The following is a 25719-nucleotide window of genomic DNA, read 5'->3' as shown; positions in this document are numbered from 1 at the left end:
GGCCAAACCCAGCCCCTACAGCACTCCCAGGCCCCTGACGGCAGCCATGACATCCGGCACCTGCACGGCGAGCAGGGCGGGATCCGGGTCGGCGGCGAAGGTATCGCCGCGCCGAAGATCCTCGCGCGTCAGGACAACATGCGGCCCCGGCGGCGGCCCCCAGATTTCCGGCGGCGCCGGACCAAAAAGAACCACCGAGGGGGTCCCGTAGGCGGATGCCAGGTGTGCGGCACCTGTGTCAGCGGAGACCACCAGGCGCGCACCGGCGACCGTGGCAGCGAACTCGCCAAGGCCCAGGACGCCGGCCAGCATCGCTGTACCCGGAAGTCCCGCCAGGCGGCACACTTCGACGGCGCGTTCCCGTTCGGACTTTCCGCCGGTGAACACCACTTGGTGTCCGGCTTCGGCGAGGGCGGACGCCACCGCTGCAAAACGCTCCGCCGGCCAGAGCCTGCTGCCGTACGCCGCCCCCACATGCAGGACAGTTGCGCCCGGGACCGGGCTGGGCACATGGGGCATGTTCAACTGGACGTCCAGCGGATCCGCGTCGATGCCGTGCCATTCCAGCAGCCTTACCCAGCGTTCGCGCTCGTGCAGTTCCGGGCGCCACGGCGGTCCGTCCCGGTGCTTGCTCAGGTGACCCACGGTCCGGCGCGCCTTCAAAGCCTCAATCCGTCCCTGGCTCTCCGGGCCGCTGCCGTGGAGGTTGATGGCCACGTCCACCACACCGGGATCCATCGCCAGCGGTTCGTCCAGGCCATGCGTGGGCAGCAGCTCATAGCCGCCCACCAGCCCCAGAGCCTCCGACAGCCACCCTTGCGCCGCGTACCGGAGCCGGTGCTCCGGAAAAGCGCGCCGGATTCCTTTCAGGGCAGGTACGGCGACGAGGAGGTCCCCCAGTTTCAGCGCGCGCAGCACCAGGAGCTCGGGCTTGCCATCAGCGGCAACAGGTTCACTGGACGCCGCCATGGTTCCGGTGCGGCTCATGCATCCTGCCTTGCGAACGCCGTGGCCGCCAGGCTGCGCACATCTTCGTAGACATCCTGCACATCTATTCCTGCAACGACCGAATCGTCATGTACGCAGCGCGGCGCCGTCCAACCGACCTGGGTCACGTCGATGCCGCATGTGGGACAGACCGTGACCCATGAAGCGTGTACGCGGTGCAGGCTCCTGCCCAGGGCTCCCGCGTTGATCACGTTGCCCGCCCAAAATATGCCGACAGTGGGCACGCCCAGCGCCTGCGCAAGATGCCGGGGGCCGCTGTCGTTCGCCACCACAACGTCAGCTCCCGCCAGCAGCCCCACAAGGCCCCGCATGTCCAGGGCACCAGCCACGGACCGGACGTCCGCTGACGCCGCCCGCGCCGCGACCCCCTCCGCCAACTCCTGTTCGCTCGCGTCGCCGATGATGGCCACGTGGGAGCCGTCCGCCGCACAGGCCGCCGCGAGTTCGGCGAACTTTTCCGCGGGCCAGCGGCGACGTGGGTCGGTGGCGCCCGGGTGGATGACCACCAGCGGCTGAGTGCCGTCCCCATCTGCAACATCCGGCGCTGCCGTGTCTGCCGGGGCCAGCCGGGCCTCCAGGTCGACAGGGAAGGCTCCCGCGAACCCGGCAACCTCGAGCGCCCTCAAAGGTTCGTGCTGGTAATACAGGTAGGGAACGGTGCGCTCAAGGCTTGCTGCGTCTGCCGTACGGGTACCGACCGTATGGCGGGCGCCCAGCCGAAGCAGGAAGGGGTTGGAGTACCGTCCCCCGCCGTGAAGCTGGACCGCAAGATCGAAGTTCCGGGCACGCATGTCAGTGAAGAAGCGGTCCAGTCCGGCCTCATCCTCTTCCCCTGGCCGGACTCCTTCCGCAAATGGGAGGACAACGACGTCATCCACCGGACTCTTCACGGCACCCAGCAGCGCCTTGTGAATGGGAGTGCCCAGCAGTGTGATACTGGCTGCCGGATAGGCGGCCTTCAACGCAGCCATTGCCGGGACAGCGAAGATCAGGTCCCCCAGGCCGCCTCCGCGCAGCACGGCAATCCTGGAAACGGAGTTGAACTTCTCCAGCACGGGACCGACACCAATACCAACCTGTGCCGCACCACCGAATTCCGCGGTCAGTTGCTCCAAAACCTGCCCCTTCCGTCATGCACAGGAGACAGCACCCCGCTGCCCCTCCAGCCGCACCGACGCCGCCAACGTGCGTCTGCTCCCTTGAACCTGTACCCAATACCCGACAGATCTACGCTTCCTGTTGGGGAATACCGGCCTGATGCTGTACGTTTCATACCCGACAGCCAATCAAAGAAAAGAGAAGCACCTAAAGTGGCAACCGATTACGATGAACTGCGTTCCGACGTCAAGGAATCGCAGGACAACTCTCTCGAGCAGCTCCAGTCAGCAAATGCTCCCGACGCCCGCAGTGTTGTGCAGGAGTTGGACGAAGCTGACGGGCTGGACGGCGCCGGCGTCCCTGGCGGCGAATTCGTCGCCGAGGAGCTCGTAGTCCAGGTCATCCCGCAGGCTGAGGATGAGTTCACCTGCTACTCCTGCTTCCTGGTCCGCCACCGGTCCCAGATTGCCCGGCAGAAAGATGGACACAGCTACTGCACCGAGTGCGAAGGCTGACCAACAAGCGTCAGCAGGGGACGAATACTCCCCCTATGGAAGGGCACGCCGCACCCGGCGTGCCATTCCTTGTTAATAGCCCCAGCCCCCTTGGGAGTCCCGGTCCGGTGGGTTCACCTTGAGGTTCCACCCAGCTGCGGGGCATAACGTTGGGCGGAACCCATGACGCCAAGCAACAGCCAGGAGGCAGCGATGGACGGCGCCGCGAGCGTAGGGAACATCCTTGGTTCAGTCTTCAGGCATGCAGACGTGCCCAACATCACGTGGCAGGAAATGCTGCTGTCCCTGGCAGCCGCCGTCGTCCTGTCCATTCCCGCCCGAAGCTGGCGCTACTTCGGCCTGATTGCCACCGCCACCCATGAACTTGGCCATGCTTTTGCGGCTGTAACCACGGGGCAGCGGTTGTCCGGAATCCGGCTGCGGCTCGACCATTCCGGGACTACCACCACGTACGGCCGCAGCAGGTTGGCGGCCGCCTGGTCCTGTTTTTGGGGGTACCCGGTCCCTGCGCTGGTCGGCGCAGCATTCGTCTGGTGCGGTCTCAACGGCTGGGGAACGGCAGCGATGGCGGCCAGCGCGCTGGTCCTGGCTGTTTCCCTCCTCTTCCTTCGGAACCTTGCCGGTTTCGCCATCACCGCGACCGCCATCGCCGCCACTGCCTTGCCAGCGGTCCTTGCACCCCCGGCGGCTGTAGGGCACATGGCCGTCATCCTGGGAGTTGCCCTGCTGGTGGCGGCCGTCCGCGACCTGCTGAAACTTGCCCAGGTCCACACCCGTCGCCGCGACCGCCTCGCCAGCTCGGACGCCTATCTCCTGTACCGTGCCACGGCTGTGCCGTCAGCCATCTGGATCATGTTGTTCACACTCCTCGTGGCGGGATCCTGGCTCGCGGCCTGGCAGCCCATCTCGGCAATCCTGCTGGCCGGCGCCTAGATCGTGGGGGTGGCGTTTAGGCTTGGGACATGAGCCAGGAAACGGAAAACACTCCCGCAGCGACCGGTACCGCCGACGGCTACAGCACCCGCGGCGCCTACGTCACAGGCGGCGCTGAGTTCACCCGCGACACTAATTACATCGAAGACCGAATCACCCGGAACGCCTCTCCGGGGAGCAACGGCGAGCCAGGGTGGCCGGTGGAAGCCGGGCGCTACCGCCTCGTCGCAGCACGGGCCTGCCCCTGGGCAAACCGCACGGTGATCGTCAGGCGCCTGCTGGGGCTGGAGGATGCCATCTCCCTGGGCCAGCCAGGTCCAACGCACGACGCCCGCTCATGGACGTTCGACCTTGATCCCGGCGGCATGGACCCTGTCCTTGGCATAGAGCGCCTGCAGGAGGCCTACTTCAAGCGGTTCCCCGGCTACCCGCGCGGAATAACAGTACCTGCCATAGTGGACGTGCCCAGCGGTCAAGTAGTGACCAACAACTTCCCCCAGATCACCCTGGACTTTTCGACGGAGTGGACAGAGTTCCACCGCCCGGGCGCACCGCAGCTCTACCCCGAGCACCTCCGCGCGGACATCGACCAGGTCAACAAGCGAGTCTTCACCGAAGTCAACAACGGCGTCTACCGCTGCGGTTTCGCAGGCTCGCAGGAGGCCTACAACGCAGCGTACGGGCGGCTTTGGGCTGCGATGGACTGGCTTGAGGACCGCCTGTCACGCCAGCGCTACCTGGTGGGCGACACCATCACGGAGGCGGACGTGCGCCTCTTCACCACCCTGGCCAGGTTCGATTCCGTCTATCACGGACACTTCAAGTGCAACCGGCAGAAGTTGAGCGAGATGCCCAACCTGTGGGGATACGCGCGTGATTTGTTCCAGACGCCCGGTTTTGGGGACACGATCGATTTTGTGCAGATCAAGCGGCACTACTACATAGTCCACGAGGACATCAATCCCACGGGCATCGTTCCCGCAGGGCCGGACCTCAGTAACTGGCTGGAAGACCACGGCCGGGAGTCCCTTGGCGGCCGGCCGTTCGGCGACGGCACGCCACCCGGCCCGGTCAAGCCGGGCGAGGAAGTTGCGCCGGGCCATGGTGCCGCCCGCTGACCACTACAGGAAATCGCTTTCCTACTACACTGAAGGCCATGCAGACTTCCCTTGGTTTCGTGGCGCCCGGGTACGAAAACGTCCTGGCCCTGTTCGAGTCGTTCCTCGCCGATGATCCCGGCTACAGCTCACAGCTCGCGGCGTACCACCGCGGCGTCCCGGTGGTGCAGCTGACCGGCGGCCCGGACATGGCCCGGGATACGCTGACCGGTGCCTACTCGTGCTCAAAGGGGGCCGCGGCAATGGTCGTAGCCCTGCTGGTCCAGGACGGCGTCCTCGACCTGGATAAGATCGTGGCGCACTATTGGCCGGAATTCGGCGTGCACGGGAAAGACCGGCTGCTGGTCAGGGAGGCGCTGTCCCACCAGGCGGGGCTGATGGGCATTGAGGGCGGGTTTGGCTTGGACGAATTCACCACCCCAGCCGCCGCCGCACGGCTCGCTGCGGCCCATCCCTCGTGGGAGCCGGGGCGGCAGTTCGGCTACCACGCCCTCACCATCGGCATCCTCATGGAGGAGCTGTGCCGGCGGACTGCAGGCGAGGCGCTCCAGGACATCTACGACCGGCGGATCCGAAAGGCGCAGGACGTGGATTTCTTCCTCGGGCTGCCGGCAGACCTTGAGCCGCGTTACCGCGACGTCCTTTACGACGACGCCCCGGACCAGGGCTGGGTTGACCCGCTCAGCGTGGAGGGCATGAACAGCAACGCCCCGGTCAGCACCATCATGGAACTGCCGAACATCCGGTCCGTCCGGGCGGCAGGCATGTCCGCGGCCGGCGGCGTGGGGTCCGCCGACGGCCTTGCGCGCCTGTACGCGGCGGCAACAACAGGCGTCGAGGGTGGTGCGCCGTTCCTTGAGGCGCGGACCCTGGAAGCCATGGCACGTGAACAGGTCTGGGGCCTGGACCGGTCCTCCGGGCTGGACAACGCATTCGCCGTCGTCTTCATGAAGCCCCACCCCTCGCGGAACTTCGGCAGCTACCGGGCGTTCGGCCATGAAGGGGCCAACGCGGCCCTTGGTTTTGCCGACCCGTCCTATGGCCTGGGCTTCGGCTACATCCCGCGGCGCGCGGAAGAGGGGCGTACCCCGGGCCGCGCCCACCGCCTGGCAGCCGAAGTGCGGCGTTCCGCAGCCGGCTTGTCCTGACGGTCAGCCGGCCCTACTGTGGCCGGATGGGCAATACTCAAGCACGTCCGGATGCACGGTGGGCTCGGGGGACCCAACTACTCAAACAATCGGTGGCGGGACTCTCCGCCGCCTTCGCAGCACAGCGGCTGCAACTGGCAGGGAAAGCGGCCGTGGCTGCAGGGCTGGCGTTCGCCATCGCTCCCCTCATGCCGGGCGCCGCCTCGCACTACGCGTACTACGCACCGCTGGGTGCCCTGGTGGCCATGTACCACAACGTCGCCGGGTCCGTGAAGCAGGGCGCCCAGGCCCTTGCCGGGTTGGCAATGGGAATCGGCCTCGCCTTCCTGCTGGTGAGCATCAGCGATCCTTCCCCTCTTACGGTTGCCGTGTTCATGGGGGTGGGCGTCCTGCTGGGCGGCTTGCCGGGCATCGGTTCAGGCAGTGACTGGATTCCGACGGCGGCCCTGCTGGTTCTGCTGGTGGGCGGCAGTAACGCCGAAGATTTCTCGTACGGATACCTGGTGCAAATGGCCGCCGGCGTGGCCGTGGGCATTGCCGTGAACTTCCTGATCTTTCCGCCCCTGCACCTCAACGCCGCCGCGTCCAGCATGGCCGACCTGCGCCAGGCCCTTGGGCGGCAGCTCACTGATATGGGCGCAGCCCTCAAGGAAAAGTGGCCGCCCGAACACGAGGACTGGTCGCGCAGGTCGGATGAACTGGCCGAGGCGGCCCGATCGGTGCGCCATTTGGTGAAGGAAGCGGACGCAAGCCGCAGGGCCAACCCGCGCCGGAAGCTGCATCCGCGTGACATCGACCAGGACTACCGCGACCTGCAGAACCTGGAACGCGTTACCTTCCACATCCAGGACATGACGGATGTCCTGTCCGACGTGATCTATGAGGACGATGCGCCGTACGCCATACCGTTGCAGGACAATGGGCCACTGGCGGACGCCGTCACCGCCACCGGCAAGCTGCTGTCGGTCCATACCGAGGGGGACGAACAGGAACGGAACGATGCCTTCGAGACTGCCAGGGTGGCGGTGGAAGCCTGCATGGCCGCCACCGCCGGCCGGCCGGCGGCCCAGGGCACCGTCCCTGCATCAGAGTCGGTGCTGCTGAGCCTCCACCGGATCCTGCGGGCCATCCGTCCCCGGGACTAGCCGCAATCCTGCGCCGGCAGCGCCGCGACCGTCCCGCTGAAGTGGCGCCGGCCGGACCCCGGGTTCCACGCCACGAAGCTGGAGTGTTTCCACGCCCCTGAGCCGCTGTGGTCGGTGGCGATTTCCAAAGCAACCCGGGACGGCAGGAATACCGGGGCATCGAACTCCACATCCCAGGTAAAGGAGTCGCCGCGGGCCGGGCCTACGTCTGCGAGCGCACGGGATGCGAGGTACATGCCGTGGGCGATGGAACGGCGCATGCCCAAGGCCTTGGCCGAGAGGACGCTGAGGTGGATCGGGTTAAAATCGCCCGAGACCGCCGCGTAGGCGCGCCCCGTGTCCACGCCCAGATGCCACAAGGCTGTTGGGTCAGGTGCTGAGAACTCCCCCCTGGGTGCCTGTGCTGTGGGTTTGTCGATTCCCGGCAGGAATACCCCCTTTGCCAGGTAGGTGGAGACCCCCCGCCAATGCACCTCGGAAGAGCCGGAGCGGCGCACTTCGGCGATGACGTCCACCTGCGTGCCTGCACGGTGGCCGCGAAGGTTGTCCACCCGGGCCGTCATGTCGAGGACGTCGGTGAAGACGAGGGGCGACCGTTGCTCAACACTGTTGCGGAGGTGGATCATCCCGAGCAGCGGCAGCGGGAAGTCGTCGCGGTTCAGGACACTCATTGCCAGTGGAAACGCAATGGCGTGTATAAAGCCTGCGGGCAGCACGTCACTGGCCGTCTCGCCGATCAGATGCTGGTACGCGGTGAGGTTCTCCACCGCAACGGTCACCCCCCTGACTTCATGGCTGTCCGTGGGGAGGACGGCGGCGTCATGCGTTCCCAGGAGCCGGCGGCGGGCTGCCTGGGCTGCGGCGTTGACATAGAGCTTCGACAAGGACGGCATCTCGGCCAGGATTACCGGTTGCTGGTGCGTCATGCCCCCACCAGGTTTTGACCACACACCCGCAGCACCTCCCCGTTAATTCCGCCTGCGGCGTCGCTGGCCAGGAACGCGATGGTTTCGGCGACGTCGGACGGCAGTCCCCCCTGCTGCAGGGAGTTCAGCCGACGGGCCACTTCGCGCACGGCGAAGGGAATGCGCGCCGTCATCTCTGTTTCGATGAATCCGGGGGCAACGGCGTTGATGGTGCCGCCGCGGGAGGCGATCAGCGGGGCTGTGGCCCGCACCATTCCCATGACACCTCCCTTGGATGCTGCGTAGTTCGTCTGCCCCCGGTTGCCGGCAATGCCGCTGGTGGAGGCAACTGAAACAATACGTGGCGAAGGCTGGAAGTGGTCGGATGACAGCAGCGCCTCGTTGATGCGCAGCTGGGCGGCGATGTTGATGTTGATGACGGTGTTCCACCGCGCCGGGTCCATGTTGGCGAGGAGCTTGTCCCGCGTGACCCCTGCGTTGTGCACCACGACGTCCAGCCGTCCGTGCCGCTGCACGGCGTGATCGATGATGCGCTGGCCCGCGTCGGTCCGGGTGATGTCCAGTTGCAGGGCCGTGCCGTGCACCTGGTTGGCTACGGCTGCCAGCTGGTCGCCTGCCGCAGGAATGTCCACCAGGACCAGGGTTGCGCCATCGCGGTGCAGGGTCCGGGCGATCTGGGCGCCGATGCCCCGGGCCGCACCGGTGACGACGGCAATCTTCCCGGCAAGCGGCTGCTCCGGGTTCCCGGGCAACACCCCGTCTCCGGTCGACACGGCCAGGAACTGCCCGTCCACGAAGGCTGAACGGCCGGAGAGGAAGAACCGGGTGGCGGCCAGGACGCTGGGGCTCGTGGCGGTGGTGCCGTCTGCCAGGAGCACGCCGTTGCCGGTGGCGCCCGCACGGAGTTCCTTGGCCAGTGAGCGCAGGAAGCCGTCGACCCCCTGCCGGGCCGCCGCCGCGTCCGGAGTGGTTGCCTCCGCTGCCGGGCGGGAGATGGTGATGACCCTGCCGCCCGGACGCAGGTCCCGGAGGGATCCTGCCGCTGCGAGAACGGGCTTTTCCAGGTCCGCGGGGTGCCCGAGTTCGTCGAGGACCAGGATGATGCCGCCGAGCTTTTCGGCCGGGACGGCGTGCCTCCTGACGTCAAGGTCCCACGACAACAGTTCCGCGGCGAGCTTGTCCGCGCCGGTGGTGTCACCCAGGACGACGACGGGTCCGGTAACCAGCGGCCCGCCTGGCTGGTAACGGCGCAGGACGGCAGGTTGCGGGAGTCCGAGTTTCTTTGCGACGTTCCTGCCCAGGCCGCTGTTGACCAATTGCGAATACGTATCTGCCATAGCTGTCCCCCCTACAGAGATTCAAGGATCGCGACGACGCCCTGGCCGCCTGCTGCGCACACCGATACCAGCCCCCGGGCAGGACGGCCGGTGGAGGCCGCCTTAGCGTGGAGCATCTTGGCCAGTGTGGCGACGATGCGTCCGCCGGTGGCGGCAAACGGATGGCCTGCTGCCAGCGATGAGCCGTTGACGTTGAGGCGGGAACGGTCAATGCTGCCGAACGCGCCCTCCAGGCCCAGGCGGGTACGGCCAAACTCCTCGTCTTCCCAGGCAGCCAACGTACTGAGCACGGTGGCCGCAAAGGCCTCATGGATCTCGAAGAAGTCAAAGTCTGCCAGGGTCAGGTCATGGCGGGCCAGGAGCCGGGGCACGGCGAACACGGGGGCCATCAGCAGCCCGTCCTTGCCATGGACAAAGTCGACGGCCGCGGCTTCCGCATCCACCACGGCTGCCAGCTTGGGCAGGTCGCGGGCATCAGCCCATTCGTCGGAGGCCAGCAGCACCGTGGAAGCACCGTCGGTCAGCGGGGTGGAGTTACCCGCAGTCATGGTTGCGTCGGCACCAAGGTTGCGGCCGAAGACCGGCTTCAGTCCGGCGAGTTTCTCCGCGGACGTGTCCGCCCGCAGATTGCCGTCGCGCGTCAGCCCGCGGTAGGGGGTAAGGAGGTCATCAAAGAACCCCGAATCGTAGGCGGCAGCGAGGTTGCGGTGGCTGTTCAGCGCCAGTTCGTCCTGTGCTTCCCGGGAAATCTTCCACTGCGCCGTGGTGAGGGCCTGGTGCTCACCCATGCTCAGCCCGGTCCGTGGTTCCGCCGTCCCGGGGGCCAGTGGTGCCAAGTCCTTTGGCCGCAACCGGCTGAGGATCTGGAGCCGCTGGGGCAGCGCCTTGGCCCGGCTGAGGTCCAGGATGACCTCACGGAGACCCTCGCTGACCACTACCGGCGCGTCCGAGGCGGAATCCACGCCGCCGGCTATCCCCGATTCGATCTGCCCGAGTTTGATCTTGTTGGACAGTCCCACCACCGTTTCAAGGCCGGTGGCGCATGCCTGCTGCAGGTCGTACACCGGAGTCTCGGCAGAAAGGGCCGATCCGAGGACTGCTTCCCTGGTGAGGTTGAAGTCGCGGGAGTGCTTAAGAACGGCCCCTGCCGCCACCTGGCCGATCCGTTCGTCCTGCAGGCCGAACCGTGCGATCAAGCCGTCCAGGGCTGCGGTCAGCATGTCCTGGTTGGACGACTTGGCATAGGCGCCGCCGGCGCGGGCGAACGGAATCCTGTTGCCGCCGACGATCACCGCCCTGCGCGTCGCCGGAGCGCGGCGGACAGCTTCGTCGGATGCGGGCGTGGACTGTCCGGTTGTGGACATGGATGGCTCCTTTGGTCACATGCGGTTACCGATACCCAGCGTACCTGATACGCTGGGTATCGTGAACTTTCAGGACACAAGCCTCCCCTTGAGCATTGAGCTGCCCTCCCCGGCAAGTCCGGACGGGCGCTCGGCCCGCTGGCAGAGCCACCGCGAGGAACGGCGCAGGGAACTGATCAGGCAGGCCCGCCGTGCCGTACACGTCCTGGGCAGCGATGCGTCCATGGAGGACATCGCCAGCGCCGCCGGAACGTCAAAGTCGGTCTTTTACCGCTACTTCGGGGACAAAGCCGGGCTGCAGCAGGCGGTGGGCGAAGTGGTCCTCCGCCAGATGCAGCACCGCATCCAGGAAGCAGCCCAAAGTGCACTCACGCCCCGGGAAGGCCTGCTGGCGATGGTCTCGGCCTATCTCCAGATGGCGGACACCAGCCCCAACGTCTATACATTCGTCACCAGCTACGCCCAGGCGGACCCCGCAGGCCCGCCCCACCCCGCCGCTGCCGGCGGTCCCCTGGGCCACTTCTTTGACGCCATTGCGGACATGATTGCCACGCCCATGCGCTCACACCTGGCCGGGGCGACGGAAACCCTGATCGGCTACTGGCCCAAGGCAGCCATTGGACTGGTGCGGAACGCCGGCGAACAGTGGCTCGGCACCCCGGACTCCCCCACGAAACCGGACCAGGAAACCATGGCCCGCCAAATCACCGCCTGGCTGTGCGTAGGCATTGCCCCCGAACTCACTCCCGCCCCACAGAACACCAAGTTATCCGCCAAAGAAGGACTGTGACATGACTGACGTAGTGGACCGCCCCGCCCGCAAAGGGCTTCGGCCCGCAGCAACCCCTGCAGCCGCCGGTGCCCCGGGCGCCGGCCCCGCCCCCGCCGTCGACGTCGAAGCTCTGGGCCGCCAGTTGCTGGGCAAGTGGGCCGATGTCCGGCTCCAGGCGCGGGAGCTGGCAGCCAGCCCCGAACTGCACAAGATCGAGGGGCAGACTCACACGGAACACCGTGCCCAGGTATTCGGCCAGCTGAAGTACCTCGTGGACAACGAAGCCGTGCACCGCGCCTTCCCGGCGGAACTGGGCGGTTCGGACGACCACGGCGGGAACATCGCGGGGTTCGAGGAACTGGTCGTGGCAGACCCGTCTCTGCAAATTAAGGCCGGAGTCCAGTGGGGTCTCTTCGGATCCGCCGTGATGCACCTGGGGACGGCGGAACACCACGCCAAGTGGCTGCCGGGAATCATGAACCTGGACATCCCGGGCTGCTTCGCCATGACGGAAACCGGCCACGGCTCGGACGTGGCAAGCATCGCCACCACCGCCACATATGACCCGGACACCGAAGAATTCATCATCCACACCCCCTTCCGCGCCGCCTGGAAGGACTACATCGGCAACGCCGCAACGGACGGACTCGGCGCCGTCGTGTTCGCCCAACTCGTGACCCGCGGCGTCAACCACGGCGTGCACGCCTTCTATGTCGACCTGCGGGATCCGGACACCAGGGAGTTCCTGCCCGGGATCGGCGGCGAGGACGACGGCATCAAGGGCGGCCTGAACGGCATCGACAACGGCCGGCTGCACTTCTCCAACGTCCGCATTCCCAGGACCAACCTGCTGAACCGGTACGGCAATGTGGACGCTGACGGCACGTACACCTCCCCTATCGCCAGCCCCGGCCGGCGCTTCTTCACCATGCTCGGAACCCTGGTGCAGGGGCGTGTGTCACTGGACGGAGCCGCGGTCGCGGCGTCAAAGGTGGCCCTGAAGGCCGCCATCCAGTACGCCACCGAACGGCGCCAGTTCAACGCATCCTCGCACACTGACGAGGAGGTCCTGCTCGACTACCAGCGGCACCAGCGCCGGCTGTTCACGCGGCTCGCCACCACCTACGCCGCCGGCTTTGCCCATGAGCAGCTGCTGCAGAAGTTCGACGACGTCTTCTCGGGCGCCCACGATACCGACGCCGACCGCCAGGACCTGGAGACACTGGCAGCGGCATTGAAGCCGCTGAGCACCTGGCACGCCTTGGATACCCTCCAGGAATGCCGCGAGGCCTGCGGCGGTGCCGGCTTCCTGATCGAGAACCGTTTCGCCTCACTCCGCGCGGACCTGGACGTCTATGCCACCTTCGAAGGCGACAACACCGTGCTGCTGCAGCTGGTGGCCAAGCGCCTGCTGGCTGATTACGCCAAGGAATTCCGCAACGTCGACTTCGGGGTGCTGGCCCGCTACGTGGTGAACCAGGCGGCCGGCGCTGCTGTCCACCGCACCGGCCTGCGCCAGGTGGCCCAGTTCGTGGCAGACACCGGCTCAGTCCAGAAGGCCGCGATCGCGCTCCGGGACGGGGAAGCGCAGCGCGCCCTCCTCACCGACAGGGTGCAGACCATGGTCGCCGAGGCGGGGGCGGCCCTTAAGGGCAGCAGGCGGCTGCCGCAGGACAAGGGCGCAGCCCTGTTCAACCGGCACCAGAACGAACTCATCGACGCGGCCCAGGCCCACGCAGAGCTGCTGCAGTGGGAAGCGTTCACCGAAGCCCTGGAGAACGTCGCCGATCCGGGCACCAAGACCGTCCTTACCTGGCTCCGCGACCTGTTCGGCCTGTCCCTGATCGAGAAGAACCTGTCCTGGTACCTCATGAACGGCCGGCTCTCCATGCAGCGGGCACGGACCGTGGGAGGCTACATCAACCGGCTGCTGGAGAAGATCCGCCCCCATGCCCTGGACCTGGTGGACGCGTTCGGATACGGCGACGACCATGTCCGGGCAGCGATCGCCACCGGCGCCGAGAAAGCCCGGCAGGATGAGGCCAGGGCCTATTTCCGGGCCCAGCGGGCCAGCGGTGCCTCGCCCGTGGACGAGAAGGTCATGATCGCCAGGGCAGCGGGGGCACGGAAGGGCTGACCTGCCGGCATTGCCGGACTTAGTGTGAAACCACGACGGCGCCGCTCCCCTTCCATGGGGAGCGGCGCCGTCGTTGGTCGTGCTGGCGCCCAACGTCCCGGCGCGTGTCACGCCGGGCAGTGGGCTCAGCCGGCTGCCGGCAGCACCGAGCGGTACACCTCAAGGGTGGTCTCGGTGATCGACTCCCAGGAGAAGTGCTTCTCGGCGCGCTCGCGGCCGGCCTGCCCCATGGCGCGGGCGCGTTCCGGATCGGACACCACTTCGGTGAGCGCGGCGGCAAATTCCTTGACGAACTTCTCCGGGTCCAGGGGCGTGCCGGTGCCGTCGGTGACCTGCTCCAGGTCCACCAGGAGTCCTGTGCGGCCGTGCTCCACCACCTCGGGGATGCCGCCAGTAGCGCTGGCCACCACAGCTGCACCGCAGGCCATGGCTTCCAGGTTGACGATGCCGAGCGGTTCGTAGATGGAGGGGCAGGCAAACGCGGTGGCGTGGCTGAGGACCTGGATCAGTTCATGGCGCGGCAGCATCCGCTCGATGAGCACCACGCCCGTGCGCTGCGTCTGGAGGTCCTCGATCAACGCCGCTGTTTCGGCAGCCAGTTCCGGGGTGTCCGCGGCACCTAGGCACAGCACCAGCTGGACGTCGGCGGGAAGTTTTGCCGCGGCCCGCAGAAGGTAGGGGACGCCCTTCTGGCGTGTGTTTCTGCCCACAAAGACGACGCTTGGCTTGGCGGGGTCAATCCCCAGGGCGCGGACGGCGTCGTCATTTTCATCACGCTGCCAAAGCTCCACGTCGATGCCGTTGTGGACCACCCGGACCTTTGCGGGGTCCACATTGGGGTAGCTGCGCAGGATGTCCTGGCGCATGCCTTCGGAAACGGCGATGATCGCCGCGGCCGCTTCGTAGGCCGTCTTCTCCACCCAGGAGGACAAGGCGTAACCGCCGCCCAGCTGCTCAGCCTTCCACGGCCGCAGCGGCTCCAGGCTGTGGGCGCTCAGCACGTGCGGAATCCCGTGCAGGAGAGAGGCCAGGTGGCCGGCCATGTTGGCGTACCAGGTGTGCGAATGGACCAGGTCCGCGCCCTGCACGTCCGGCACAATGCGCAGGTCCACACCCAGCGTCTGCACAGCGGCATTGGCCCCGCCCAGGTCCTCCGGGACCTGGTAGGACGTCACCGTCGCGCCATGGTAATCGGCATCGCGGGGAGCGCCAAAAGCACGAACCTGCAGGTCAACGTGCTTACTAAGCACCCTGCTCAATTCGGCCACATGCACCCCGGCGCCACCGTAGATCTCCGGCGGGAACTCTTTAGTCACAATGTCTATACGCACAAGACCCAAGGTAGTCCTTCACGCATAACTGTTCTAGTGTGAAGGGGTCCGGGCGAACCGGACTGTCTTGGGGAGTTACGAAGGCGTACAGGAGCGACCATCATGCCGTTAACGAAAAAAGTCCTGGCCATTGTCCTCGCAGGTGGCGAGGGAAACAGACTGATGCCACTGACGGCAGACCGGGCCAAGCCCGCCGTGCCCTTCGCCGGCAGCTACCGCCTCATCGACTTCGCGCTGTCCAACCTGGTCAATTCCCGCTACCTGCAGATCGTGGTGTTGACGCAGTACAAGTCGCACAGCCTCGACCGGCACATCTCCGAGACCTGGCGGATGTCCACGCAGCTGGGCAACTACATCGCATCGGTGCCGGCGCAGCAGCGCGTGGGCAAGAGCTGGTTCCTGGGCAGCGCCAACGCCATCTACCAGTCGCTGAACCTCATCCATGACGCCAACCCGGACATTGTTGTGGTGGTCGGCGCGGACCACGTGTACCGGATGGACTTTGCCCAGATGGTGGCCCAGCATGTGAACAGCGGCGCGAAGGCCACGGTGGCTGCCGTCCGGCAGCCGCTGCACATGGCAGACCAGTTCGGTGTCATCGAGGTGGACCAGGACGATCCGCAGAAGATCGCAGCGTTCGTGGAGAAGCCGTCTTCCACGCCCGGCCTGGCCGCCGACCCTTCCCAGTTCCTGGCCTCCATGGGCAACTACGTCTTTGATGCCGACGCCCTTGTGTCAGCGCTGCACGTTGACGCCGAGCGCCTGGACACCAAGCACGATATGGGCGGCGACATCATCCCCTACTTCGTCAACCGCGGCGAGGCCGGAGTCTACGACTTCACCCTCAACGACATCCCCGGCTCCACCGAACGCGACCGCACCTACTGGCGCGACGTGGGCACCATCGATTCGTTCTACGACGCCCACATGGACCTCATCTCCCCGCTGCCGGTCTTCAACCTGTACAACTCCGAGTGGCCCATCTACACCCGGCAGAGCATTTCCCCGCCGGCCAAGTTCGTCCGCGGCCAGAACAACACCGTGGGCACGGCCCTGGACTCGATTGTCTCCAGCGGCGTGGTGATCTCCGGCGGCATCGTGGAAGGCTCCGTGCTGTCCAACGATGTCTACGTGGCCTCCAGCAGCCGGGTCATCGACTCCGTCCTGATGGACAAGGTGCAGGTGGGTGAAGGAGCGGTCATCAACCGCGCCATCCTGGACAAGAACGTCAAGGTTCCTGCCGGCGCAGCCATCGGGCTGGACCCCGACCTGGACCGGGCACGCGGATTCAAGGTCACCGACTCCGGCATCACCGTCCTCGCCAAGGGCCAGGAAGTCCCGGAACCCGGTGACGAGGAACGGCAGCTGGCCGCAAAGCACCTGAGCCTGCTGCCCAGCGCCGTGAAGGCAGCCGCCGAGCAGTACCCGGAGGTGCGGGACACCGTGGACAAGGTTGCGGGCACCCATGCTGCAGCCGCAGCTGAAGCCACGCCCGGAGCCCGGGTTTCCTGACCTGCTCCTCATCCTTCCAAGGCATCCTGCAGGCCGGGTCACCGCTGGTGGTGACCCGGCCTGCGGCGTACGCTGTAAAATTTTCCCAATGAGCTCCCCCGATCTGACCCCTGAGGACATCCAGGCCTGCCTCAAGGTCCTGAACACCATCCACGCCTACGACGAGGAGCACCCGGACTACATCTCGGTGCGCCGTGCCACCGGCAAGATGTTCAAGGCCGTTAAGCGCCACCGCAGGGTCACTAAGCGCGATTCGATCGCAGAGGCCGACCGCGCTGTCATCGCCCAGACGGCCACCGCGGCACCGGACCGGATTGATGACGAAACCCGGGGCAACAAGCTGGCGCCATCCGCCACCGGCAAAGTTGCGGGGCACCTCATCCGGTCCCGGCCCTGCTACATCTGCAAGCAGCACTACACCCAGGTGGATGCGTTCTACCACCAGCTCTGCCCCGAATGCGCGGCATTCAGCCACAGCAAGCGTGACGCCCGCACGGACCTGACGGGGCGGCGGGCACTGCTCACCGGGGGCCGGGCCAAGATCGGTATGTACATTGCGCTCCGGCTGCTGCGCGACGGCGCGCACACCACCATCACCACCCGGTTCCCCAAGGACGCCGCCCGCCGCTTCGCGGCCATGGAAGACAGCGGCGACTGGCTGCACCGGCTCCGGATTGTCGGCATCGACCTGCGCGACCCCGCGCAGGTGATGGCGCTGACGGACTCACTCAACGAGGCCGGCCCGCTGGACATCATCATCAACAACGCGGCACAGACGGTCCGGCGCTCCGGGAACGCTTACAAGCCGCTCGTGGACGCCGAGGACGAGCCGCTGCCCGCAGCACTGGAGCAGGCGAACGGCGGCCCCGAACTGCTGACCTTCGGCCACGCCCATGACAAGCACCCCCTGGCGCTTGCCGGCAGCGTTACGGAGCACCCGGTCCTGGCCGGGGACGCCATCACCTCCCTTGCCCTGTCCACCGGGTCCGCGTCCCTGGAACGGATCGCCTCGGGAACGGCGATCGATGCCGGCGGCCTGGTTCCGGACCTTGCCACCATCAACAGCTGGACCCAAGTGGTGGACGAGGTGGACCCGCTGGAGATGCTGGAGGTCCAGCTGTGCAACGTCACAGCCCCGTTCCTGCTGGTCAGCCGGCTGCGCGGGGCCATGCGGCGTTCCACCGCGCGCCGGAAGTACATCGTGAACGTCTCCGCCATGGAAGGCCAGTTCTCCCGTGCCTACAAGGGTCCGGGGCATCCGCACACCAACATGGCCAAGGCGGCCCTGAACATGATGACGCGCACAAGCGCCCAGGAAATGCTGGACACGGACGGCATCCTGATGACGGCCGTGGACACGGGCTGGATTACGGACGAACGCCCCCACTTCACCAAGGTCCGGCTCATGGAGGAAGGCTTCCACGCCCCCCTGGACCTGGTGGACGGCGCGGCCCGGGTCTATGATCCCATCGTCATGGGCGAACAAGGTGAGGACCAGTACGGGGTCTTCCTGAAGGATTACAAGCCCAGCCCCTGGTGAAGGGCGTATGCTCACGGCATGAGCAACGAGTCATCTCCGCAGGTGGAGAACCTGGAACACCACGAATGCTGGGCTTTGCTGCGGACCGTCTCCGTGGGCAGGCTGGCCGTGCTGGCGGACGGGCGCCCGGATATCTTTCCGGTCAACTACACGGTGGACGGCGGCACCCTGGTCTTCCGCACCGGCCAGGGCACCAAACTGTCCGCAGCCACCGGTGAGGACGCCGCCGTCGCCGTCGAAGCTGACGGCGTGGACCCGGACACCGGACTGGCATGGAGCGTGGTGATCAAGGGCACCGCCGCCCTGGTCAAGAGCACGGAGGACGTGCTGGAAACGTCGCGCCTGTACCTGTTCCCCTGGCAGTCCGGCCGGAAGGACGCGTTTGTCCGCATCACTCCGGACTCGATCACGGGCCGGCGCTTCAAGGTCACCGACCCCATGACCTGGTGGACCCAGATCAGCAGTTCCGCCAGGACCGCACCGGAGTAGGCCCTAGGCGAGCTGGGTGATTTCCACGCTGACGTTCAGCGCGGACCCGCCGCCTCCGGACAGGATGCCCTTCAGCGGCGACACGTCGCGGTAGTCCCGGCCCCTGGCCACGGTGACGTGGAAGTCCCCTGCCGGTTTGTGGTTGGTGGGATCCCAGCTGCGCCACTCGCCGTCCCACCACTCGAGCCAGGCGTGCGACTGCCCGGCCACGGTTTCGCCGATGCCGGCGCTGGAGCGCGGGTGCAGGTAGCCGGAGACGTAACGCGCCGGGATACCGCAGCTCCGCAGTGAGCCGATGGCCAGGTGGGCCAGGTCCTGGCATACCCCTTGGCGCTGGGTCCACGCTTCTTCGGCGTTGGTGGTGACGGCGGTGGAGCCGGACATGTAGGTCATTTCCCCGCGCATCCAAGCGAAGACCGCCATGGCTGCCTCGTGCGGGTTCTTTCCGGCCACCACGCCGGGAATGATGCCCAGGACTTCCCCGCCCGGGCCACTGAGCCGGGACTGCGGGAGCCAGTCGCTGAACGCGTCGAGCGTCTCCGGAGACCTCAGGACGTCCCAGCCCACGATGTCCGCCTCCGCGGGGATCTTCTCCGCGCGGTGCACCTCCACCGTGATGTTGGAGACCACCTCGAGGTTCTCGTGCGGCATCTGCATGTCGAAGGCCGTAACCCTGGTCCCCCAGTAATCGCGGTAGGTGCTGACAGCGGCCTGTGACGGGGACACCTTCACCACTGATTCAAGGACCACCTGCTGCGAATCTGTCAGCGGTGTCATCCGGGCCTCGTTGTAGGACAGTGTCACGCGCTTGTTGTACTTGTAGGCCGTCCTGTGGACGATGCTCAGCCGGGTCATGACAGCTCTCCCACCCAGGCAAGTTCGTCAGCCTGATTGAAGTACTTACGGGAAATGGCGTCCGAGGCCTGCGACACGGCCTTCTGCACCCGCTCCATGTGCTCGGGCAGTTCGGACATGAGGTCGTCCGTCCTGTGGAACTCCAGGAAGGTACGGGCCTGCCCCACAATGCGGCGGGCGTCGTTGATGAAGCCCACGCGCTGGGCAGAGGGGTCCAACTTGGCCAGGCACTCGTCGGCGTCCCGCAGTGCATACACGATCGAGCGCGGAAAGAGGCGGTCCAGCAGCAGGAACTCGGCTGCGTGCTGGTCGCCGAACGCTGCGCGGCGGGTCCGGAGGAAGGACTCGTAGGCGCCGGCGCACCGCAGCATGTTCACCCAGGACATGCCGGCGGAGAGCACGTCGCGGGTGGAGAGCATGCGGGCGGTCATGTCGGCACGCTCCAGGGAACGGCCCAGGACCAGGAACAGCCAGCTCTCGTCGTGGCTCACCGTGGTGTCGGCGAGCCCGCTGACCATGGCGGTGCGTTCCAGCGTCCAGTTGCAGAAGCGGTAGGTCCCCACCACGTCCTTGCGGTGCTGGCTCAGGCCGTAGTAGGTGGTGTTCAGGCTCTCCCACAGTCCGGAGGACACGGTTTCGCGGGCCCGGCGGGCATTTTCCCGGGCCGCCCCCAGGGAGCCCGCGATGGACGTGGCGCTGGTCTTGTCGTAGGCCAGCGCATGGAGGAGTTCCGGAAGGCCGAAGTCCTCGCTCTGCGGCCTGGCGCCCATGACGGCCAGGAGTTCCTGGGCCACGCTTTTGCGTTCCTCCATGGGAAGGTGGTTCAGGCGTTCCAGGTGCACGTCAAGGATGCGGGCAGTTCCATCCGCCCGCTCCACATAGCGGCCGATCCAGAACAGGGACTCGGCTATACGGCTAAGCATTCGCGGCTACCTCCTGCGCGACCGGGACGGTGTCAAAAAAATGCACGACGGCGGCCACGTATCCACGTGTCCGGGTCACTGCTGCTGCTCCGACTGGCGGTCACGCCAGTTGCTTTCCACAGGCCACACGGAGACCCGTTCACGGACCGTGACGGACTGGCGGGGAACGGTTTCCACCGGCATCTGGGGCGAATTGGCCAGGACCCAGGTGTCCTTGGAACCGCCGCCCTGGCTGGAGTTGACGATCAGCGACCCTTCCTTCAACGCCACCCGGGTCAGGCCGCCCGGAAGCACCCAGACGTTGTCGCCGTCGTTGACGGCAAAAGGCCGGAGGTCCACGTGGCGGGGGCCGAACTTGTCACCGCCCAGCGTGGGCACGGTGGAGAGCTGCAGCACGGGCTGGGCGATCCAGCCCCGGGGATCGGCGATGATCCGCTGCCGGAGGGCGTCCAGTTCGTCCCTGGACGCGTCGGGGCCGATGACCAGGCCTTTGCCGCCCGAACCATCCACCGGCTTGACCACCAGGTCCGCGAGGTTGTCCAGGGTGTATTCCCGGGCCTCCTTCTCCTCAAGGCGGAAGGTGTCCACGTTGGCGATGATGGGCTCCTCGCTGAGGTAGTAGCGGATCAGGTCAGGGACGTAACTGTAAACCAGTTTGTCGTCGGCAACGCCATTGCCCACGGCGTTGGCGATGGTGACGCCGCCGGCCCGGGCGGCGTTGACCAGGCCCGGGCAACCGAGCATGGAGTCGGACCGGAATTGCAGCGGGTCGAGGAAGTCGTCATCGATCCGCTTGTAGATCACGTCCACGCGCTGCTCACCGGCGGTGGTGCGCATGTACACGCGGTTGCCGCGGCAGATCAAGTCGCGGCCTTCCACCAGCTCGACGCCCATGAGGCCGGCCAGCAACGTGTGTTCGAAGTAGGCGCTGTTGAACACGCCGGGGGTCAGGACGACGACGGTGGGATCATCGACGCCGGCCGGTGCGGTCTTGCGCAGGGCCGAGAGCAGCCGGCGCGGGTATTCCTCGACGGGCCGGATGAGCTGCTGGCCGAAGGCCTCCGGCAGGCCCTTGGCCATGGCGCGCCGGTTCTCCAGGACGTAGCTGACGCCGGACGGTACCCGGACGTTGTCCTCCAGGACCCGGAAGGTCCCGGCGGCGTCGCGGATGACGTCGATGCCCGAGATGTGCACCCGGACCCCGCCCGCCGGCTCGAAGCCGTGGACCTGGCGGTGGAAATGGGCGCTGGTGGTCACCAGCTGGCGCGGGATCACGCCGTCGGACACCACGGTCATCTTGTCGTACACGTCGTTGAGGAAGGCCTCCAGGGCGCGCACACGCTGCGCCACGCCGCTCTCCAGCACATCCCACTCCGCCGCGGGAATGACCCGGGGGACGATATCGAGCGGGAAGGGCCGCTCCTCGCCTGCGTAGTCGAACGTCACGCCGCGGTCCAGGAACGTGCGCGCCATCGAATCGGCACGGGCGCTGACGTCCGCCAGCGACAGCTTCCGGAGTGCCTCCGCCACCTGCCCGTACGACTCCCTGGCCTGTTGCCCGGGGGCAAACATCTCGTCGTAGGCTCCGGTGCGGCCCGCGGCCTCGGAGTAATCCTGGAATAGGTCTGACATGTCCAATAGCCAACCATCTTTTTGTTTCGAATTCATTACTGCCATCCATTCTGGCGTGTTGGCGCCGATGGCCCGGTTCGTACTTTACGGGCCCCGTCGGGCACAGTAGGTGAGTGCCAGTCAGCAACAGCATCCCCGCGCCGGGCCACGGCAGTTCCCGCCACGGGCCGGCATGGCTGATGCCGGGCCTGGTGACCGCCGCGGCTGCGGTGGCGGCGGCATTCCTGGTGCACGGGCTGCTGCCTGCCCTTCCCGCCATGACCATGGCAGTGGTCCTTGGTGTCCTCGCCGCAAACCTGCCGGGAGCGGCCGGCTGGACCGCAGGCCGCGCCAGGCCGGGCCTGGACTTCGCAGGCAAGCACCTGATGCGCGGCGGGATCGTGCTTCTGGGCCTGAAGGTGGGCATCGGGGACATCCTGGACCTTGGATGGCTGGCGCTGGTCCTGATCGTGGCCGTGGTGGCAGCAAGTTTCGGCGGCACGTACGCGATTGCGCGGCTGTTCCGGCTGACGCCGGTGACCTCGCTGCTGGTGGCTTCGGGCTTCTCCATCTGCGGCGCGTCCGCGATCGGTGCGGTGGCCGCCGTCCGCCGCATCCGGCACGCGGACACCGTCCTGCCCGTGGCGCTCGTGACCCTTTGCGGAACACTTGCCATCGGTGTCCTCCCCCTGCTGGCGCACCCCCTGGGCCTGAGCGCCGGGGTTTTCGGGGCCTGGACCGGAGCCTCGGTCCACGACGTGGGCCAGGTGGTGGCCACAGCGCAAACCGCCGGAACCGCTGCCCTGGCGATCGCCGTCGTCGTCAAGCTCACCCGCGTGCTGCTGTTGGCACCCGTCGCCGCCGTGGCGGGGGTGCACCACCGCCGGGAGGTCCGGGCCCTTGGGACCGCGGACGGCACGTCGTCGGCGATGCCGCCGGTGGTGCCGCTGTTCGTCGTCGGGTTCGTGGCCATGGTGGGGTTGCGCTCCACGGGTTGGCTGTCCCCCGGCTGGCTCGACGCCGGCGCCATGGCGCAGGACATCCTCCTGGGCGCCGCCCTGTTCGGACTGGGCTCGGCCGTGCGGATCCGGACGCTGCTCCATACCGGAGGTCAGGCTGTCCTTGCCGCCCTGGCCGCGTGGCTCCTGATAGCCGTGCTGGGCCTCGGGGCCGCCTTCCTGATTGTGCACTGAAGCGATGAAGCGGCGCCGTGATTAGATAGCCGGGTGTCACATGAGAATCTGCAGCGCCGTGAAGCCGCCGAACGTTCAGCCCTGATCAGCACCACCAGCTACGATGTCTCCCTGGATGTGCGCCAGGCCGCCGATCCAGCCGTCCCCGGCTACACGAGCCGCAGCGTCATCACCTTCACGGCCGCACCCGGTGCCAGCACCTTCCTGGACTTCGTTGCCGGCAGTGTCCACAGCGTGTTCCTCAACGGCAAAAGCCTGCCCGTGGAGGACGTGGTGGACGGTGCACGCATCAGGCTGGACAACCTCCAGGCCGAAAACCAGGTCACCGTGACCGGGACGGCGCTGTACAGCCGGTCGGGCGAGGGCATGCACCGGTTCGTGGATCCCGCGGACGGGCAGTGCTACCTCTACACGCAATATGAACCGGCTGATGCCCGCCGGGTGTTCGCCAACTTCGAACAGCCGGACCTGAAGGCCACCTACACGTTCCATGTCATGGCACCCGCCGGGTGGCAGGTGGCATCCAACGGGGCCGGGGTGGGCCGCACCCTGCTGACCAGCGACCCGGCCACGGCATGCTGGGACTTCGCCACCACGCTGCCCATGTCCACCTACATCACCACCATCCTGGCCGGGCCCTACTTCAAGGCCGAGGACCGCTGGGAGGGCACGCTCGGCGACGGCACCCGGCTGGACGTGCCGCTGGCCCTGTACTGCCGGGCATCCATGGCCGAATCCTTCGACACGGAAGAATTGTTCCGCCTCACCAAGCAGGGCCTGGACTTCTTTAACCGCCTCTTCGGCTTCCCGTACCCCTGGGGCAAATACGACCAGGCGTTCGTCCCCGAATACAACCTTGGCGCCATGGAGAACCCCGGGCTGGTCACCTTCACGGAAAGCTACGTGTTCACCTCCCGCGCCACGGACGCGCAGTACCAGGCGCGGGCCAACACCTTGATGCACGAGATGGCCCACATGTGGTTCGGCGACCTGGTGACCATGCAGTGGTGGGACGACCTGTGGTTGAAGGAATCGTTTGCCGACTACATGGGAACGCTCGCCGTCGACCGGGCCACGGACTGGGACACGGCATGGGTCAACTTCGCCAACAAGCGCAAGGCGTGGGCCTACGTCCAGGACCAGCTGCCCACCACCCATCCCATCGTCGCGGACATTCCCGATCTGGAAGCGGCGAAACAGAACTTCGACGGCATCACCTACGCCAAGGGCGCATCCGTGCTGAAGCAGCTGGTGGCATACGTGGGCTTTGACGCCTTCATTGCCGGGTCCCGGGAGTACTTCAGGACGCACGCCTACGGGAACACCACGCTCCAGGACCTGCTGGCGGCCCTGGGCGCGGCCTCGGGCCGCGACCTGTCCGGCTGGGCCCGGCAGTGGCTGCAGACCTCGGGGATTTCCACGCTGTCCGTGGACATTGCTCCGGAAGCGGGCGACGACGGCATCCTGGGGCAGGTGGCGATCGTCCAGGACGCGGTGGACCCGGTCACGGGACGGGAGGAGCTGCGCCCGCACCGCCTCCGCGTGGGTTCCTACGACTTTGACGCTTCCGGTGCGCTGGTGCGGACCGGAAGCATGGAGGCTGATGTGGTTGGCGGCCGGACCGAACTCCCCCAGCTCGCGGGGCAGCCGCGGCCGCCGCTCCTGCTGGTCAATGACGACGACCTGGCGTACGCCAAGGTCCGGCTGGACCCGGTCTCCGAGGCGACCGTCCGGCGGGCCCTGGACCGGATCTCCGACCCCATGGCGCGCGCCCTGTGCTGGACGGCGCTGTGGAACTCCGCCCGCGACGGCGAAAGCCCTGCCGCGCAGTACGTCGACGCGGTGGCCGCCTTCGCACCGGCGGAGACCGGCATCGGTGTCCTGCTGAACATCCTGGACAACGCCGCCACCGCCATTGAGCGTTACACCCCCGCAGCCGCAAGGAACACCGTGCGGTCAACCTTCATCTCTGCTGCCGCCGCCGAACTGGACCGGGCCGCCCCGGGATCGGACGCGCAGCTTGCCTGGGCGCGCACCCTTGCCGCCTTGGGCAGGCACGACAGCACCGCACTCCCCCGGCTCCGCGGCCTGCTCGACGGCACGGCGCCGGTGGCAGGCCTGGCCGTGGACGCCGACCTGCGCTGGCAGCTGTGGCATGCACTGGCCGCGCACGGGCAGGCCACTGCCGCCGAGCTCGACGCTGAACTGGCGCGGGACACCACCGCGTCCGGCCGGGCCGGTCATGCGACGGCGATGGCCGCCCGGCCGGAGGCTGCCGTCAAGGCTGCAGCGTGGAGCGCGGCGGTGCAAGGTAATGAGCTGTCCAACCAACTCCTCACAGCCACCATCAGCGGCTTCACCACCGCGCCGCCGGAACTGCTGGCCCCCTATGTAGAGCCATACTTCGAGTGCCTGCAGAGCGTCTGGGATGGTCGCAGCATCGAGATCGCCAGCCGGATTGTCCGCGGCCTCTATCCCGCCGCGCAGGACCTGGCGGACGGCATGCGGCCGGAAGGCCACCCTGTGGTCCGGCGGACGGATACCTGGCTGGCCGCCAACCCGGACGCACCGCACGCACTCCGCCGGATCATCGTGGAGCAGCGCAGCCACCTGCTGCGGGCGCTCACGGCGCAGGCCGCCGTCGTTCCCCACCGGCCCCCTAACCTCGCTGCGCTCGGCCAGGGAACCCTACCGGCGTGGGCCGCCCACCACTCATCGGTTGCTCCGTAGCTGTCGTTTTCCCTGCCCAAAACGACAGTTACTC

Annotated in this window: 21 protein-coding genes; 12 read left to right on the top strand and 9 right to left on the bottom strand. The window is 67.0% G+C overall.

Annotated elements, in window-relative coordinates:
* Nucleotides 1-15 precede the first annotated feature (15 nt).
* Nucleotides 16-987, bottom strand: coding sequence for a glycosyltransferase family 9 protein (locus PUN71_RS17810; protein WP_277799472.1), 972 nt, complete (start codon nucleotides 985-987; stop codon nucleotides 16-18).
* Nucleotides 984-2123, bottom strand: a complete 1140-nt coding sequence (locus PUN71_RS17805) for a glycosyltransferase family 9 protein (protein WP_277799471.1) — start codon at nucleotides 2121-2123, stop codon at nucleotides 984-986. Before PUN71_RS17805 ends, PUN71_RS17810 begins: the two co-directional genes overlap by 4 nt.
* 195 nt (nucleotides 2124-2318) lie before the next feature.
* Here PUN71_RS17805 and PUN71_RS17800 point away from each other — a divergent pair, with 195 nt between their 5' ends.
* The 5 genes from PUN71_RS17800 to PUN71_RS17780 all read left to right on the top strand — a co-directional run bounded on the left by PUN71_RS17800 (nucleotide 2319) and on the right by PUN71_RS17780 (nucleotide 6965).
* Complete coding sequence (locus tag PUN71_RS17800) at nucleotides 2319-2621, top strand: DUF4193 domain-containing protein (RefSeq protein ID WP_018761323.1); 303 nt, start codon at nucleotides 2319-2321, stop codon at nucleotides 2619-2621.
* 192 nt (nucleotides 2622-2813) lie between these two features.
* Nucleotides 2814-3554: a M50 family metallopeptidase gene (locus PUN71_RS17795; RefSeq protein WP_277799494.1), complete on the top strand. Its 741-nt coding sequence runs from the start codon at nucleotides 2814-2816 to the stop codon at nucleotides 3552-3554.
* A 29-nt stretch (nucleotides 3555-3583) separates the two neighbouring features.
* Nucleotides 3584-4672 carry a glutathione S-transferase family protein gene (locus PUN71_RS17790; RefSeq protein ID WP_277799470.1) on the top strand — a complete coding sequence of 363 codons (1089 nt, stop codon included), beginning with the start codon at nucleotides 3584-3586 and terminating at the stop codon, nucleotides 4670-4672.
* 38 nt (nucleotides 4673-4710) lie between these two features.
* Nucleotides 4711-5820 (top strand): serine hydrolase domain-containing protein, encoded by a 1110-nt coding sequence (locus tag PUN71_RS17785; protein ID WP_277799469.1) that lies wholly within the window; start codon nucleotides 4711-4713, stop codon nucleotides 5818-5820.
* A 92-nt stretch (nucleotides 5821-5912) separates the two neighbouring features.
* Complete coding sequence (locus tag PUN71_RS17780) at nucleotides 5913-6965, top strand: FUSC family protein (RefSeq protein ID WP_043455905.1); 1053 nt, start codon at nucleotides 5913-5915, stop codon at nucleotides 6963-6965.
* On the opposite strand, the gene PUN71_RS17775 is transcribed toward PUN71_RS17780, so the two are convergent.
* From PUN71_RS17775 to PUN71_RS17765, 3 genes are read right to left on the bottom strand one after another with little or no spacing between them, the layout of a single operon-like run.
* On the bottom strand, nucleotides 6962-7891 hold the full coding sequence (locus PUN71_RS17775; RefSeq protein WP_277799468.1) for a MaoC family dehydratase: 930 nt from the start codon (nucleotides 7889-7891) through the stop codon (nucleotides 6962-6964). The two genes, PUN71_RS17780 and PUN71_RS17775, sit on opposite strands and share 4 nt — an antisense overlap.
* Entirely contained in the window at nucleotides 7888-9228 is a 1341-nt protein-coding gene (locus PUN71_RS17770; RefSeq protein ID WP_277799467.1) for a 3-oxoacyl-ACP reductase, read from the bottom strand. The genes PUN71_RS17775 and PUN71_RS17770 overlap by 4 nt, the downstream gene beginning before the upstream one ends.
* A gap of 11 nt (nucleotides 9229-9239) precedes the next feature.
* Nucleotides 9240-10592 (bottom strand): acetyl-CoA C-acetyltransferase, encoded by a 1353-nt coding sequence (locus PUN71_RS17765; RefSeq protein WP_043455900.1) that lies wholly within the window; start codon nucleotides 10590-10592, stop codon nucleotides 9240-9242.
* A gap of 61 nt (nucleotides 10593-10653) precedes the next feature.
* On the opposite strand from PUN71_RS17765, the gene PUN71_RS17760 reads away from it, so the two are divergent.
* Nucleotides 10654-11382 carry a TetR/AcrR family transcriptional regulator gene (locus tag PUN71_RS17760; protein WP_277799466.1) on the top strand — a complete coding sequence of 243 codons (729 nt, stop codon included), beginning with the start codon at nucleotides 10654-10656 and terminating at the stop codon, nucleotides 11380-11382.
* A 1-nt stretch (nucleotide 11383) separates the two neighbouring features.
* A complete protein-coding gene (locus PUN71_RS17755; protein ID WP_277799465.1) occupies nucleotides 11384-13501 on the top strand; it encodes an acyl-CoA dehydrogenase family protein in 2118 nt (705 codons plus the stop codon).
* A 125-nt stretch (nucleotides 13502-13626) separates the two neighbouring features.
* Here PUN71_RS17755 and glgA read toward each other — a convergent pair whose 3' ends face one another.
* Nucleotides 13627-14832 carry a glycogen synthase gene (gene glgA / locus PUN71_RS17750; RefSeq protein ID WP_277799464.1) on the bottom strand — a complete coding sequence of 402 codons (1206 nt, stop codon included), beginning with the start codon at nucleotides 14830-14832 and terminating at the stop codon, nucleotides 13627-13629.
* 102 nt (nucleotides 14833-14934) lie between these two features.
* Between glgA and glgC the strand changes: the two genes are divergently transcribed.
* The 3 genes from glgC (at nucleotide 14935) to PUN71_RS17735 (ending at nucleotide 18373) form a co-directional block, all read left to right on the top strand.
* On the top strand, nucleotides 14935-16344 hold the full coding sequence (gene glgC / locus PUN71_RS17745) for a glucose-1-phosphate adenylyltransferase (RefSeq protein WP_043455894.1): 1410 nt from the start codon (nucleotides 14935-14937) through the stop codon (nucleotides 16342-16344).
* An 88-nt stretch (nucleotides 16345-16432) separates the two neighbouring features.
* Nucleotides 16433-17884 carry an SDR family NAD(P)-dependent oxidoreductase gene (locus tag PUN71_RS17740; protein ID WP_043455892.1) on the top strand — a complete coding sequence of 484 codons (1452 nt, stop codon included), beginning with the start codon at nucleotides 16433-16435 and terminating at the stop codon, nucleotides 17882-17884.
* 18 nt (nucleotides 17885-17902) lie between these two features.
* Complete coding sequence (locus PUN71_RS17735; RefSeq protein WP_043455891.1) at nucleotides 17903-18373, top strand: pyridoxamine 5'-phosphate oxidase family protein; 471 nt, start codon at nucleotides 17903-17905, stop codon at nucleotides 18371-18373.
* 3 nt (nucleotides 18374-18376) lie between these two features.
* Here the strand turns inward: PUN71_RS17735 and PUN71_RS17730 are convergent, their stop codons facing one another.
* From PUN71_RS17730 to PUN71_RS17720, 3 genes are all read right to left on the bottom strand, one after another.
* Nucleotides 18377-19228 (bottom strand): transglutaminase family protein, encoded by an 852-nt coding sequence (locus tag PUN71_RS17730; RefSeq protein WP_277799463.1) that lies wholly within the window; start codon nucleotides 19226-19228, stop codon nucleotides 18377-18379.
* Nucleotides 19225-20151 (bottom strand): alpha-E domain-containing protein, encoded by a 927-nt coding sequence (locus tag PUN71_RS17725; RefSeq protein ID WP_043455889.1) that lies wholly within the window; start codon nucleotides 20149-20151, stop codon nucleotides 19225-19227. Before PUN71_RS17725 ends, PUN71_RS17730 begins: the two co-directional genes overlap by 4 nt.
* Before the next feature lie 75 nt (nucleotides 20152-20226).
* Nucleotides 20227-21783: a circularly permuted type 2 ATP-grasp protein gene (locus PUN71_RS17720; protein WP_043455888.1), complete on the bottom strand. Its 1557-nt coding sequence runs from the start codon at nucleotides 21781-21783 to the stop codon at nucleotides 20227-20229.
* Between the two features lie 179 nt (nucleotides 21784-21962).
* On the opposite strand from PUN71_RS17720, the gene PUN71_RS17715 reads away from it, so the two are divergent.
* Nucleotides 21963-22955, top strand: coding sequence for a YeiH family protein (locus PUN71_RS17715; RefSeq protein WP_277799493.1), 993 nt, complete (start codon nucleotides 21963-21965; stop codon nucleotides 22953-22955).
* A 33-nt stretch (nucleotides 22956-22988) separates the two neighbouring features.
* The gene (gene pepN / locus PUN71_RS17710) at nucleotides 22989-25685 is read left to right on the top strand and encodes an aminopeptidase N (protein ID WP_277799462.1); all 2697 of its coding nucleotides are present in this window, start codon (nucleotides 22989-22991) and stop codon (nucleotides 25683-25685) included.
* Nucleotides 25686-25719: the final 34 nt, after the last annotated feature.

This window comes from Arthrobacter sp. NQ7, from assembly GCF_029581595.2.
In the GTDB taxonomy this organism is placed as follows: Bacteria; Actinomycetota; Actinomycetes; order Actinomycetales; family Micrococcaceae; genus Arthrobacter; species Arthrobacter phenanthrenivorans_B.
This window is presented reverse-complemented; position numbering and strand designations above follow the sequence as displayed.